Here is a 14,914-nt window from a genome sequence, read left to right as displayed (position 1 = left end):
CGTTCGGCTTCAGTCAACGGATTTTTATAACAGCAATGCAAGAAAATACATCTAACATATCACATCATACATCAACCATCAAAGCTTGTCTCTTCGATCTTGATGGCGTTTTGGTTGATACCGCAGTTTATCATTATCAAGCTTGGAAACGCTTGGCAAATACAATGGGCTTTGATTTTACTGAAGAACAAAACGAGCAATTAAAGGGCGTAAGTAGAGTAGAAAGTTTGAATAAAATTTTGGCTTGGGGAAAAGTAGAAAAAACCGAAGCTGAAAAAGAAGAGCTTGCCACTTTGAAAAATAGCTGGTATGTAGATATGATTACCAAAATGACGCCTGCTGAAGTTTTACCCGGAACTGTCGATTTCTTAACTGCGATACATAAGGTCGGTTATAAATTGGCCTTAGGATCTGCTAGTAAAAACTCTGGAATTATTTTAGAAAGAACAAATCTGGCTCATTTTTTTGATGAAATTGTGGATGGAAATATGGTTACAAAATCGAAACCAGATCCTGAAGTATTTTTAAAAGGAGCCGAACTTTTAGGTTTCAAACCAGCAGAATGTGTCGTTTTTGAAGATGCAGTAGCTGGAGTTGAAGCAGCTAAACGTGGTGGAATGAAAGCCATCGGCATCGGGGTGAAAAGTGTACTTACCGAAGCTGATGTGGTAGTAAGTGGATTAGATAAATTAACAGTTAAGGATTTAGAAGAGTTATAGGTTTGCCCTTGTCTCGCAATGACGAAAGTATAGAAAATGAAGAATTACATTAAAGCAGATGAGTGGAATATTATCGAAGAAGGCTTTGATCCACATTTGAATAAAATTTCAGAAAGTATTTTCAGCTTGGGTAATGGCCGTATGGGTCAGCGTGCCAATTTTGAAGAAACTTATACTGGCGAAACTTTACTGGGCAACTATGTTGCAGGCGTTTATTATCCTGATAAAACCAGAGTTGGATGGTGGAAAAACGGTTATCCAGAATATTTTGCCAAAGTATTAAATGCAGCAAATTGGGTTGGTATAGAAGTTAAGTTAGATGGAGAAGTTTTAGATTTAGCCACAGCTGAAGTAAGCGATTTCAAACGTGTACTTAATATGCATGCCGGAATTTTGGAACGTACTTTCACCGCTAAACTAAAAAGTGGCAAAACAGTTAAAGTAAAATCTACTCGTTTTTGCAGCATAGCTGATGATGAGGTTGGTGCAATTCGTTACAGCATTACACCTTTAAACTTTGATGGAAAATTAACTTTAATGCCGTTTATTGATGGCGATGTTAAAAATCAAGACAGCAACTACGATGAAAAATTCTGGGATAAAGTTTCAGATGAAATCACCGGAAATGAAGCTTATCTTAAACTAAGAACCAAGAAAACTGAGTTTGAGGTTTGTACAGGAAGCAACATCGAAATTTATAAAAATAATGAAAAGATAGCTTTAGATGCTGAAGCCATTCGCAAAGAGAAATTTGTTGGTCAAGTTTTTTCTATTGAGGCAAAAGCAAATGAAGAAATCACCCTGATAAAAATCGCCGCTAATTTATCTTCAGAGAATTACCCGAAAGAGCAACTTTTAAAGGAAACAAAATCAGTAATCGCAAAAGCATCTGCCAAAGGTTTTGACACTTTATTAAATGAACAAACCAAAGCTTGGGCCACGAAATGGGAAGAAAGCGATATCATTATCGAAGGTGATGTTTCAGCTCAACAAGCTATTCGCTTTAATATATTTCAACTTTTCCAAACGTATACAGGTAAAGACGACCGCTTAAATATTGGCCCGAAAGGATTTACGGGCGAGAAATACGGAGGTTCTACTTATTGGGATACCGAAGCTTACTGTGTTCCTTTTTATTTAGCAACGGCACCTCAAGAAGTAAGTAAAAACCTGTTGGTTTATCGCCACAAACAATTGGGCAAAGCCATAGAAAATGCAGAGAAATTAGGTTTCATAAATGGAGCTGCTTTGTATCCAATGGTAACCATGAATGGTGAAGAATGCCATAACGAATGGGAAATCACATTTGAAGAGATCCATCGTAATGGAGCAATTGCCTTCGCCATTTTCAATTATATCCGTTACACGGGCGATGAAAGTTATCTGTCTGATTTTGGTTTGGAGGTGTTAATCGGGATTGCCCGTTTCTGGAAACAACGCGTAAATTGGAGTAGTGACAAGCAACAATATGTAATGCTTGGCGTAACTGGTCCGAATGAGTACGAGAATAACGTAAACAACAATTGGTACACTAATATTTTGGCCACTTGGTGCATGAAATATGCAACCGAAGCTTCAGAAATTGTTAAAAAACAACAACCTGAAAAATATAAGAACTTATTAAAAAGTTTAAATTTCGATCAACAAGAATTTGCGGATTGGGCTGATATTATTGAGAAAATGTATTATCCTGCAGATGCAGAAAGGGGAATTTTCTTACAACAGGATGGTTATTTAGATAAAGAACAAACTTTAGTTAAAGATTTGCCTACAAGCGACAGACCAATTAACCAAAAATGGAGTTGGGATAGAATTTTGCGTTCTCCGTTTATCAAGCAAGCTGATGTTCTGCAAGGATTGTATTTCTTTGAAGAAGATTATGATTTGGAAACCATCAGAAGAAATTTTGATTTCTATGAGCCACGTACCGTTCACGAAAGTTCTTTATCACCTTGTGTACACAGCATTTTAGCTGCTAAACTTAACGATGAGGCCCGCGCTTACGAATTCTATTTGCGTACCGCTCGTTTAGATCTGGATGATTACAACAACGATACTGAAGATGGACTTCACATTACTTCTATGGCTGGTACTTGGATGAGTGTTGTAGAAGGTTTCGCCGGAATGCGTGTTCGCGATGGCAAATTACAGTTCAACCCTTTCTTGCCAGAAAAATGGAAATCGTTCGCTTTTACAATCGGTTTTAGAGGTGCAACTTTAAAAATCAGAATCACGGAGAACGGGATCAATATTAAAAATAATGCAACTATAGATTTGGAAATCGGCATCAGAAACCAACAGTACAAACTAGCTGGAAACGCAGAGATTGAAGTAGATAACGCAGAGTTGGTATGATTGTAGAGGTTAAATGTAAAATGGAAGACGGCAACTACTCAATAAGTCGTTATTGCGAGAAGGAACGACAAAGCAATCTCACTGCAATGGTTTCCTTGATAGTAATTTTCCTTTTACTAATTTCACAATCATCCTTTGCACAAAAAAACAGTACAAAAATGAACGATAAAAAAATCGTTATTTACCAGTTATTACCCCGTTTATTCGGCAATAAAAACAATACAAATACGCCATACGGAACCATTGAGCAAAATGGTTCTGGCAAGTTTAACGATATTACCGATAAGGCTTTAGATGGTTTGAAAGAGCTCCATGTAAATTATGTTTGGTACACAGGAGCTTTGGCACACGCTAGTTTAACCGATTATTCTAAGTACGGAATTAAGGTTGATGATGCCGATGTAGTTAAAGGCAGAGCAGGTTCTCCCTATGCTGTTCGTGATTATTATGACGTTGACCCCGATTTAGCTCTTAATGTCAATAATAGAATGAAAGAGTTTGAAGCGCTAATTAAAAGAACTCATAAAAAGGATTTAAAAGTAATTATCGATTTCATTCCAAATCACGTTGCGAGAAGTTATCATTCTTATGCGAAACCTAAAAATGTAATCGATTTTGGTGAGAAGGATGATTTAACAAAAGGTTTCAGTGCGCAAAATGATTTCTATTATATTCCGGGGCAGAAGTTTTTAGTACCTCAGCACGAACCTAAGCAAACTCCAATTTCTGCTTTGCAGGATGGTCAGTTTAATGAAAACCCGGCGAAGGCAACTGGTAATAATGTTTTTGTAGCTCAACCTAAGTTTGATGATTGGTTTGAGACCATAAAATTAAATTATGGAGTAGATTATCAAAATGGAGAGAAACAATATTTTGATCCGATTCCGCCTGTATGGGCAAAAATGCGTGATATTTTAGTGTTTTGGGCCAAAAAAGATATAGATGGTTTTAGATGTGATATGGCCGAAATGGTGCCAATAGCATTTTGGAACTGGGTAATTCCGCAAGTTAAAAAGGTAAATTCTAAAATCATTTTTATAGGTGAAGCCTATAATCCTCAAGTTTACCTTCAATATTTGAATGAAGGAAAATTCGATTATTTATATGATAAAGTGGGTTTGTACGATGGCTTAAAAAAATTAATTAGAAATGAACCAACTGCAGATGTAGCTTCAATCAACTACGTTTGGCAAAAAGAAAGCGCTGGTTTTGGCGATCATATGTTACGCTTTCTAGAAAACCACGACGAAGAACGAATTGCTTCGGCAGGATTTGCAGGAAAACCCGAATTGGCTTTGCCTGCAATGGTTGTTTCTGCAACGTTGGGCGCTGGTCCGGTTATGCTTTATTTCGGACAAGAAGTTGGCGAGCAGGGGAAAGGTATAGAAGGTTTTGGTGGAGATGATAACCGCACAACAATATTTGATTATTGGGGTGTTCCAGCACATCAAAAATGGATGAATAATGGTTTGTTCGATGGGCATAAACTAAGCGGAGCGCAACAAAAATTGCGATCTTATTATCAGCAATTGCTAAAAGTTACCACGCAGAGCGATGCCGTATTACATGGAAATATTTTTGAAGTTCCGCATTCAGGAAACATGAATAATCGCATGTATGCTTTTATTCGTTACACAGATAAACAGCGTTTATTGGTTGTGGTGAATTTTGATCGCTCGCAAACGCTAGAAGCAAACATCGAAATTCCAGATAATATTTTAAAAGTTAAATCTTCATCACCAGTTACAGATTTACTTACAGATACGAAATTAAATATCCCAGCAGGAACGAGCATCCCTGTAAAACTTGGACCAGTTTCGGCACAGGTGATAGAATTTTAGATTAACCACCAAGACACAAAGAGCACTAAGAAAACACAAGAATTTTTGAATACTTTGTATTCTCTGTGCTTTTGTGGTAACAAACACAGCGTAAAAGACTAAACCAAATATAATGAGCTTAAAAACAATATTCGAAAATCCAAAATTAACCTTAGCGCAAATTATTAATATGAGTGTGGGTTTTTTCGGAATCCAGTTTGGATGGGATTTGCAACGTGCCAATATGGGGCGGATCTACGAAAACTTAGGTGCCAATCCAGATCAGGTTCCATTATTGTTTTTAGCCGCTCCCTTAACAGGGCTTTTAGTTCAGCCCATTATTGGTTATTTAAGTGATCGTACGTGGCATCCGAAATGGGGTAGAAGAAGACCATATTTTATGGTTGGCGCAATTGTAAGTAGTATTGCCTTAATTTTTATGCCACATAGTAGTGCATTATGGATGGCTGCTGGATTGCTTTGGGTTTTAGACGTTTTTGGCAACATTGCCATGGAACCCTTCCGAGCTTTTGTTACCGATAAATTACCGGATAGTCAGGTTAATCGTGGTTTTATTATGCAAAGCATGATGATTGGTTTGGGTGGAAGTGTGGCTTCATCTTTACCTTGGCTTATGAATAACGTTTTCCATTTAACCAATACGGCAGAACAAGGCAGTATTCCGGAAAATGTTAAATTCTCTTTTTATATAGGCGCATTTTTCTTTTTCGCCGCGGTATTGTGGACGGTTGTTACCACAAAAGAATATCCACCACAAGATGTAGATTTCAAAGAAAAAGTTCTTGAAAGCAATAAAGGTTTTGGTGGAGGCGCTCGAGAGATTTTTAGCGCATTAAGGAATATGCCCAAAAGAATGCAAATTGTTTCTTTGGTTCAGTTTTTTACTTGGCCAGGATTATTTTTAATGTGGTTTTATTACACAACTGCAGTTGCCGTAAACGTATTTGGTGGTAAAGATGCAGCGGATCCAGTTTATGCGCATGGCGCAGATTTTGGAAGTTTAACTTTAGCTTATTATAGCGTTATTACTTTTCTGTTCGCTTTGGTTTTGCCAAAAATTGCCGATGCCCTTGGTCGTAAAACTACCCATGCACTATGTTTAATCTGTGGTGCAATCGGGTTAATTAGCGTGGCATGGGTGCACGATAAAAATATGCTTTATGTATGTATGACGGGTGTTGGAATTGCCTGGGCAAGTATTCTTTCTATGCCTTATGCCATGTTAAGCGGTTCTTTACCTAAAGATAAAATCGGAATTTACATGGGAATTTTTAACTTCTTTATTGTACTGCCTGAAATTATTGCATCACTAGGTTTTGGATGGTTGATGAAAAATGTTTTAAACAACGATAGACTTTTAGCCGTACAACTCGGTGGTGGATTAATGGTTTTAGCAGCAATAATCTGTTATGTTTTTATTAAAGAACCCAAAAAAGTTGATGCTGTTTTAACCTCTAAATTAGAAGTCGAAGAAAATAGAGCGGTTTAGCCCTTTCTGTCATCCGATAGCTATCGGATGCGAGGTAAGAAGCAATCTATTTTGTGAATGAGATTGCTTCTTACCTCGCAATGACGATTTTTTTACAATAAATCTCTAACCAAATGAAAAAACTCATTTACCTATTGCTATTGGTAACAGCATTTAATACAGCCTGCAAAAAATCATCATCTGATGGAGGAACTTTGCCGACAACACCAACACCAAGTACGGATTTACCAGCTGGCGCAAAAGATGGTGTTGCTTTTATAAACGGCGGAACTTCGGCAATTGTAACTTTATATGCTCCGGGCAAAACTTCCGTTTCGTTAATTGGAGAATTTAACGATTGGTCTTCTTCCGCCTCGGTAATGAAGAAGACTTCTGATGGAAATACTTGGTGGATTCAGGTTGATAATTTAAATCCTAATACGGAGTATGCCTATCAGTTTTTGGTAGATGGAACTTTAAAAGTGGCCGATCCTTATTGTGAGAAAGTGCTCGATCCTGTGAATGATCAATTCATTACTTCGGTAACTTATCCAAATTTAAAAGCTTATCCAACAGGAAAAACAACTGGAATTGTAAGTGTTATGCAGGCCAATCAGCCGGTATATTCTTGGAAAAATGCTGGCTTTGTTCGTCCTGATAAAAATAATCTAGTTATTTATGAATTGTTGATTCGTGATTTTACCACTGATCATAGCTACGCTTCTACCTTAACAAAGCTGGATTATTTGGTGAGTTTAGGAATTAATGCAATCGAATTAATGCCGGTTAATGAGTTTGAAGGAAATTTAAGTTGGGGTTATAATCCATCATTTTACTTCGCCCCAGATAAATATTACGGAACCAAAACTGCCTTGCAAAACTTTATTGATGAATGCCATGGAAAGGGTATTGCAGTAATTATGGATATGGTTCTAAATCATTCTTTTGGCCAATCGCCCATGGTTCAGTTGTATTTTGATGGCTCGAAACCAACAAGCGCAAGTCCTTGGTTTAATGTAGATCCAAAACACCCATTTAATGTAGGTTATGATTTCAATCATGAAAGCGCTGCTACAAAATACTTTGCAAAAAATGTAATGAAGTTTTGGATGCAACAATATAAAATCGATGGCTTCAGATTTGATTTGTCCAAAGGATTTACGCAAAAAACTTCCAGTGACGATTCTCAATTTAGACTTTACGATGCGGGTAGAATTGCGATTTGGAAAGAGTATAATAGCTTTATTAAAAGTGTAGATCCAAATAATTTCTATGTGATTTTGGAACATTTTGCAGAAGAATCTGAAGAGAAAGTTTTAGCGGATGAGGGTATGATGATGTGGAATAATTTAAATTACAACATGAATGAAGCTACTATGGGCTGGTTGGGTAACTCGGATTTTTCTTGGGGATTTTACGCTAAACACGGTTTTACAAAATCAGAAAACTTGGTTACTTATGGCGAAAGTCATGATGAGGAACGTTTAAATTATAAAAACATCTCTTTCGGAAATATCTCTGGTACTTATGCCATTAAAGGGAATTTGCCAACTTCTTTAAAAAGAGAAGAGCTGGCAGCTGCATTTTTGTTCAGCATTCCTGGTCCGAAAATGGTTTGGCAATTTGGAGAAGTTGGCTACGATATTTCCATTGATTTCAATGATCGTACTGGGCAGAAACCAATTAAGTGGGATTACTATACAGATCCAAACCGCAAAGCTTTGTATGATGCTTATGCTAAATTTATCAAGCTTAAAAGGAACAATACCATTTTTAACAGTACAAACTCTACTTACAATTTATCTGGTGGCGTTAAATATATTAAACTCGTTGAAGGCGCAAATACTGTAGTTGTTGTTGGCAATTTTGATGTAGTTAATCAAACTGCAAATATTGATTTTGGTTCATCTGGAACTTGGGTAGATGCTGTAGGAAGTGCAATTAATTTATCATCTAATACTTATGCTGGCGTTCTGGCTCCTGGAGAATATCATATTTTCAGTAAAACGGCTTTAAAATAATTTTAACTTCGCAGGTTTTCAAAATCTGCGAGGCTTTCCAAAAGAAATCTGCCGATCTCTAACAGATTTTGTAAAATTCTTGATGTTTTTAGTTAATATTGTTTTAACTAACAAACCCTATGGATAACAAATTAGTGCATCACTTATTATGGGAACGACTACGCGTTGGCGATAAAGATGCCTTTTTTGATTTATATAAAGCACTATATTATCCGCTGGTAAATTTCGGAATTCGCGTTTGTGCAGATGCTGATATTTCTAGTGAGGCCACCGATTTGGTTTTTACAACCATTTGGGAAAAGCACGAGACTTTAAATCGTGTAGATAATGTTGAAGCTTACCTCCGCACATTTTTAAAACGTAAATTACTTCGGATTTTAGAGCGTAAACGTAAAATAAACGATGCCCTTTTTAATGCCGGTGCAGAAGGCGATTGGATGGAGATGAGTTATGAGGAGTTTATTGTTAAGGTGCAGAGCGATGAACTTGTTCGATACCAATTGAAGAATGCTTTAGAGAAACTTACCTTCCGCCAAAAGCAGTTGATTCATTTAAAATTCTTTGATGGATTAAGCTACGAACAAATTGCTGAGCAAACCAGTCAGACTATTAAAACGGCTTACAATACAGTTTACGACGCACTTAAAATTTTAAGAAAAGAACTTAAGGCGTAGACTGACTTGCGAAGTTTCGTCATCTCGATTGAAGCGCAGCGGAACAGAGCGATCTTTGTAATTGTTTCTTTTCAAAAATTTCTCCATTTCGGTGGAAAGGACGATTTGATCAGTATCCACCTTTTCCGTCATCTCGACTGGAGCATAGCGAAACGGAGAGACCTTTGAACAATGAATAAATTCAAATTGCAAAGATTTCTCCGCTCTATTTCCGTCATCTCGACTGGAGCACAGCGGAACGGAGAGACCTTTGAACATTAACCTACTTCGATTTTCAAAGATTTCCACTTCGGTCGAAAGGACGATTTGATCAGTATCCACCTTTTCCGTCATCTCGACTGGAGCGCAGCGGAACAGAGCGATTCTTGCAATTTTCCCTCTTCAAAGATTTCTCCGCTACGGTCGAAAGGACGGTTTTGTTAAGCGTTTTGAGATTTATTTTCTATCTTAAGTTCATCGTCATCTCGACTGGAGCATAGCGAAACGGAGAGACCTTTGAACATTAACCTACTTCGAATTTCAAAGATTTCTCCACTTCGGTGGAAAGGACGGCCACAGAAATCGTCATCTCGATTGAAGCGTAGCGGAATAGAGCGATCTTTGTAGTTTCTTTTTCAAAGATTTCTCCACTTCGGTCGAAAGGACGGCTACAGGAATTGTCTTCTCGATTGAAGCACAGCGGAACAGAGAGACCTTTGAACATTAACCTACTTCTATTTTCAAAGATTTCTCCGCTTCGGTGGAAAGGACGGCTAAAGGAATCGTCATCTCGACTGGAGCACAGCGAAACGGAGAGACCTTTGTAAGTTAAACTAATTCGATTTTCAAAGATTTCTCCACTTCTGTGGAAAGGATAGCTACAGGAATCGTCATCTCGATTGAAGCGTAGCGGAATAGAGCGATCTTTGCAATTGTTTCTTTTCAAAGAATTTCTCCAATTCGGTCGAAAGGACGGCTACAGGAATTGTCTTCTCGATTGAAGCGCAGCGGAATAGAGAGATCTTTGCAATTTTTTCTTTTCAAATATTTCTCCACTTCGGTTAGAATGATGGGTAATGAATCGACTTCGCAAGGTGGTTTGGGTTTTGCGTTAACGATAGAAGCGGCATCCCCCGATTTTTCATCGGGGATACAGCGGATAGCGTGTTAAAACGCCCAAATAATTTCTTTATAAGTCTTTCTCTAAAATTAAATTTCTTTATTCTTTATACCTACAAGGCACATATTTGGTCATGTTAAAAAAAAGTTAATTTTTTCTTAGGAAAAAGTAAAGTTTTTGGGCACTGATATATAAAAGACAAATAGTAATGATTGATAGAAGTCGGTTTGATGCAGAAGATTTTCTTGTTGACAACACTTTCCAGCTTTATTGCGCTGGAACCGATAAGCTGTGCTCAGAGTATTGGGAAAAATATATAAAAGCTCATCCAGAGCAGACTGAAGTAATCGCTGAGGCGAAAAGACTGTATGTAATTTTAAGTGGGAACAAGCGACCGCTTAATCATCAACTGGAAACATTTAAGGAGAATTTCGATTCGCCACCTACAACGCTTAAGCTAAATAGAAACTTTGCTTGGTTAAAAATTGCTGCTGCAATCTTGGTTATTGCTGGTGCTGGTTTTTTCTATCGAAATTATAGTTTGCAGAAATCAGCAAGAGAGAATTTTCAAGCAAAAGTCTTTACAACCAAAAGCGGAGAACGTAAAAAAATTATGCTTCCTGATGGGACTACGGTTTTGTTAAATGCGAAGAGCTCTTTATCTATTGGCAAAGAATTTAATGATAAACTTCGTGAGGTTACCCTAAAAGGTGAAGCTTATTTTGATGTAATTCATAATAAAAACAAGCCATTTAAAGTTCATACCTACGATTTCAACATCAATGTTTTAGGCACTGCTTTCAATGTTAAAGCCTATCCAGATGAAATTACTTCTGAAGCAACTTTAATTAGGGGTTTAATTACTATGGAAGCCGTAAATGGCAACGGCGGAACGATTACGTTAAAGCCTAGTCAGAAAGTTACGTTTTACAAAGAACTTGCTCCAGAAGCGAAGCAAAAGATTTTAAGACCAATTCCAAACCATCCAGAAATTACCATTAACCACTATACTTTAATTAAAGACAGCACGATTGTAGAAACCGCGTGGACGCAAAACCGCATCGAAATTTATGATCAAGATTTTGATGAAATTAAAGGTGTTTTGGAGAAATGGTATAATGTAGAAATCAAATTTACCAGTCCAGAAATAGAGAAATACCGCTTTACCGCAACATTTAGCCGAGAAACGATAGACCAAGCTTTAAAAGCTTTACAAGATGTAGAATACTTTAAATATGAGATAAAAGGAAATCAAGTGATCATATCAAAGTAAGATAAAAAAAGGACGGTGTTGGAGCACCGCCCTTATCATTTCTTCCTTGATTTATTAATGGCAGTTTATGCGCAAACAGATTGCTGCCAAGAACTTATGCAACCAAAAAAAACAAAAATATGATTTATTATTACTTACTGCAAGGGCGCTTTAAATATAGGGCGTTTTTAAAATTCATTATGCTAATGAAACTAACCTGTATTATGGTTTTCATTACCTGCCTGAATGTTTCTGCATCGGTTTTTTCTCAGGAAAAAATTTCTCTCGATGTAAAGAAAACAAAGTTAGCCAGGGTTTTACAGATTATAGAGCAGCAAAGCAGTTATCATTTTGTGTACAGCTCTTCTTACGTTCCCGTTAACAAGGATGTAAGCATCACCGTGACCAATACTTTGGTTACCGATGTTTTGGCCACTATTCTTAACAGAACTAACTTAAAGTATTCCGTTTCTGATGGAGGCTTGATCGTAATTAGCAGGAGTAAAGAAATTCCCATAAGTGGAACGGTTAAAGATGCGCTTGGAGGCGCATTGCCCGGTGCAAGTGTTCGTGTTAAGGGAACAGGAACAGGAACATCGACAGATATTAATGGAAAGTTTGTTTTAAACGCTCCTGAAAATGCAATTTTGGTGGTTTCATACGCTGGTTTTCAAACTAGAGAAATTCCAATTGGCACTCAAATTAATTTATCTATTCTATTAACAGAAGATACCAAACAGTTAACTGATGTTGTGGTAACTGCATTGGGAATTAAGAAAGAACGTAGGGCTTTAGGTTATTCCGTAACACAAGTAAGTGGCGAATCTTTAACACAGGCTAGAGAAAATAACGTTGTTAATTCCTTAGTTGGTAAGGTTGCAGGTTTAGATATTAGTTCTACTTCTGGCGGTGCAGGTGCTGCATCAAGCGTTACTATCCGTGGCGTTTCCAGTTTAAGCCAAACCAACCAACCTTTATATGTTATCAATGGCGTACCGATGGAAAATAAACCTGTCGGATTAAATAATTTAAATCCAAATGGTAATGCTGGGAGCCAATATGATAATGCTCCAGATTTGGGTGATGCCGTTGGAAATTTAAATCCCGATGATATCGAAAGTATTTCAGTTTTAAAAGGTGCAGCTGCTTCAGCATTGTATGGTTATCGTGCAAAAGCTGGAGTAATTTTAATCACCACTAAAAGTGGAAAAGGAAATAGTGTAGAATTTAATACCAATTACGTTGCCGAACAGGTAATGGATAGAACAAACTGGCAATATATTTATGGTCAGGGAGCAAATGGTGTAAAACCTACTGATGCTGCAGCTGCCGCTCAAGTAGGTGGTTCTAGCTGGGGTGCAAAATTAGATGGATCTAATGTGGTTCAGTTTGATGGCGTTGCACGACCTTACACCGCACAAAAAAATAACATTGAAGATTTTTATAAAACAGGTGGAACTTGGTCGAACACACTTGCCTTAAATAAAACATTCGATGGCGGAACCATTCGCTTATCGGCAAATGATGTTCACAATACTTCAGTTGTACCGAATTCTGGGTTGAACAGACAATCTTTCAACTTAACAGGAACCTTTAATCCAATTAAAAGATTAACGATTGATGCTCGAATGAATTACATTTTAGAGCAGGCCAAAAACAGACCAATGCTATCAGATGGTGCTGGTAATGCCAATTACAACGTTGCTTTTTTACCTACGAGTGTAAGTGTAAACGATCTTATCCCCTGGAAGAATTCTACCGGTAATGAAATTTTGTATAACACGGGTAATGTTTACGCAACTAACCCATGGTTTGCGGCAAACGAATTTACCAATGATACTAAACGCGACCGCCTAATAAGTTCGTTTAATGCAAAATATACTTTCGATAATGGCTTATTTTTACAAGGTAGAGCAGGACGCGATGCTTACACAGATTCGTACAAAAATGTTGTTCCATCGGGTACAGCATATTTTCCGGCAGGTAAAATAGCAGAACAGGCAACTAAATTTTCTGATATAAATGTAGATGGATTAGTTGGTAAGTCTTTTAAAGTAGATGATGATTTTACCATAACACCTAACGTTGGTGCGAGTTACAGAAGAACGCACATTAATCAAACAACCAACAATGGATCTGATTTTGCAGTATTTGGCGTGTACAACATCTTAAATGCCAAGAATAAATCAGTAGGAAATATAGAATCAGAATCTGAAACACAATCTGTTTATGGAACTTTAGAGCTTACTTATAAAGATATTTTTTACTTAACAGGGAGCGGTCGAAGCGATTGGTTCTCTACTTTGGCAACACCAGGTAAAGACAATAAGCTAAGTGTTTTCTATCCTTCAGTTAGTGGATCATTTGTATTCTCTGAGCTTTGGAAACCAAGTTTCTTAAGTTTTGGTAAAATAAGAGCGGGTTATGCAGTTGTTGGTCAGGCTACTGATCCTTATCAAACTCAATTAACTTATAGTTTTAGAAGCGAAAGTTTAAATGGTGCGCCACTTGGAACCATAACCAATGTAAATATTCCTAACTCGGGTTTAAGAGCTTCTAAGGCAAGCGAGTTCGAAATTGGAACAGAAATGCGCTTCTTCGGTGATCGTTTAAATCTAGATTTCACGTATTACAAAAAGTTATCGAAGGATGAAATTTCTTTCGTTACTACATCGAGTACAACAGGTTATGCTGGTGCGGTGTTAAATTCTGGCGAAATAGAAAACAAAGGTTACGAGCTTTTATTATCTGGTCAGGTTTTAAAGAATAAAGATTTTGTATGGACATCTTCTTTAAACGCTTCATACAATAAAAACACAGTGCTATCATTAGCCGATGGCGTAACTTCTCAACTTTTAGCTACTTCAAGATCTGGTGTTGGTTTCTTGCAGAACATTCCGGGTAAAGCAGCTGCTCAAGTTTCTGCTTATGATTATTTATATGATGCTGCCGGAAAAATCAAGCTTGATGCTGCTGGGATTCCCCAAAGAGGAGAATTGGTTGATTATGGTTCGGCCTACAATAAATGGTTTGCGGGTTGGAACAACGAATTTAACTATAAAGGCTTAACATTATCTGTTTTGCTTGATGGTAAATGGGGCGGAAAAGTTTTCTCTGCAACTGATTATTATGGGTATGTTTTTGGTTTGCACCAAGCAACATTAGAAAATAGAGATGCGCTAGGCGTTAATGCCGCAACCTACTACAGCACTTTTGCCAATAATGTTTCTAAGCAATTTGTTCAGGATGCGAGTTTTATCAAATTCAGACAAATGACTTTGGGTTATAACTTCCCAGCAAAATTGTTCAACAACAAGATCCAAGGACTTAACGTAAGTCTTGTTGGTCGAAATTTATTTATCCTAATGAAGAAAACGGACAACATCGATCCAGAATCTAGCTACAATGCTACTTTCCCAGGATTGGAATTGGGTGGTGTGCCACCCGTTAGAACCTTTGGTATAAATCTTAGTGTTAAGCTTTAA

Annotated in this window: 8 protein-coding genes; all 8 read left to right on the top strand. The window is 37.3% G+C overall.

All coding sequences use genetic code 11. From position 1 onward, the window contains the following. Positions 1–35: 35 nt before the first annotated feature. A complete protein-coding gene (gene pgmB / locus H7U22_RS17875) occupies positions 36–719 on the top strand; it encodes a beta-phosphoglucomutase (RefSeq protein ID WP_187072706.1) in 684 nt (227 codons plus the stop codon). Positions 720–755: 36 nt separating this feature from the next. After that, positions 756–3,074, top strand: a complete 2,319-nt coding sequence (locus H7U22_RS17870; protein ID WP_187072705.1) for a glycoside hydrolase family 65 protein — start codon at positions 756–758, stop codon at positions 3,072–3,074. Positions 3,075–3,232: 158 nt separating this feature from the next. Beyond that, the gene (locus H7U22_RS17865; protein ID WP_248284791.1) at positions 3,233–4,915 is read left to right on the top strand and encodes an alpha-amylase family glycosyl hydrolase; all 1,683 of its coding nucleotides are present in this window, start codon (positions 3,233–3,235) and stop codon (positions 4,913–4,915) included. 112 nt (positions 4,916–5,027) lie between these two features. Then, positions 5,028–6,404 carry an MFS transporter gene (locus H7U22_RS17860; protein ID WP_187072703.1) on the top strand — a complete coding sequence of 459 codons (1,377 nt, stop codon included), beginning with the start codon at positions 5,028–5,030 and terminating at the stop codon, positions 6,402–6,404. A 113-nt stretch (positions 6,405–6,517) separates the two neighbouring features. Beyond that, complete coding sequence (locus H7U22_RS17855) at positions 6,518–8,404, top strand: alpha-amylase family glycosyl hydrolase (protein WP_187072702.1); 1,887 nt, start codon at positions 6,518–6,520, stop codon at positions 8,402–8,404. A gap of 119 nt (positions 8,405–8,523) precedes the next feature. After that, positions 8,524–9,078 carry an RNA polymerase sigma factor gene (locus tag H7U22_RS17850; protein WP_187072701.1) on the top strand — a complete coding sequence of 185 codons (555 nt, stop codon included), beginning with the start codon at positions 8,524–8,526 and terminating at the stop codon, positions 9,076–9,078. 1,307 nt (positions 9,079–10,385) lie between these two features. Further along, the gene (locus H7U22_RS17845) at positions 10,386–11,450 is read left to right on the top strand and encodes a FecR family protein (RefSeq protein WP_187072700.1); all 1,065 of its coding nucleotides are present in this window, start codon (positions 10,386–10,388) and stop codon (positions 11,448–11,450) included. 185 nt (positions 11,451–11,635) lie between these two features. Beyond that, positions 11,636–14,914 carry a SusC/RagA family TonB-linked outer membrane protein gene (locus tag H7U22_RS17840; protein WP_248284790.1) on the top strand — a complete coding sequence of 1,093 codons (3,279 nt, stop codon included), beginning with the start codon at positions 11,636–11,638 and terminating at the stop codon, positions 14,912–14,914.

This window comes from Pedobacter fastidiosus, from assembly GCF_014306625.1.
In the GTDB taxonomy this organism is placed as follows: Bacteria; Bacteroidota; Bacteroidia; order Sphingobacteriales; family Sphingobacteriaceae; genus Pedobacter; species Pedobacter fastidiosus.
The sequence above is the reverse complement of the archived record's forward strand: the minus strand, read 5'-3'. Positions and strand labels throughout refer to the sequence as shown.

What these genes read in the sequence shown, in the direction of transcription:
- H7U22_RS17865 (WP_248284791.1), top strand. Translation starts at nt 3,233, where the DNA reads ATGAACGATAAAAAAATCGTTATTTACCAGTTATTACCCCGTTTATTC.
- H7U22_RS17870 (WP_187072705.1), top strand. Translation starts at nt 756, where the DNA reads ATGAAGAATTACATTAAAGCAGATGAGTGGAATATTATCGAAGAAGGC.
- pgmB (WP_187072706.1), top strand. Translation starts at nt 36, where the DNA reads ATGCAAGAAAATACATCTAACATATCACATCATACATCAACCATCAAA.
- H7U22_RS17860 (WP_187072703.1), top strand. Translation starts at nt 5,028, where the DNA reads ATGAGCTTAAAAACAATATTCGAAAATCCAAAATTAACCTTAGCGCAA.
- H7U22_RS17840 (WP_248284790.1), top strand. Translation starts at nt 11,636, where the DNA reads ATGAAACTAACCTGTATTATGGTTTTCATTACCTGCCTGAATGTTTCT.
- H7U22_RS17845 (WP_187072700.1), top strand. Translation starts at nt 10,386, where the DNA reads ATGATTGATAGAAGTCGGTTTGATGCAGAAGATTTTCTTGTTGACAAC.
- H7U22_RS17850 (WP_187072701.1), top strand. Translation starts at nt 8,524, where the DNA reads ATGGATAACAAATTAGTGCATCACTTATTATGGGAACGACTACGCGTT.
- H7U22_RS17855 (WP_187072702.1), top strand. Translation starts at nt 6,518, where the DNA reads ATGAAAAAACTCATTTACCTATTGCTATTGGTAACAGCATTTAATACA.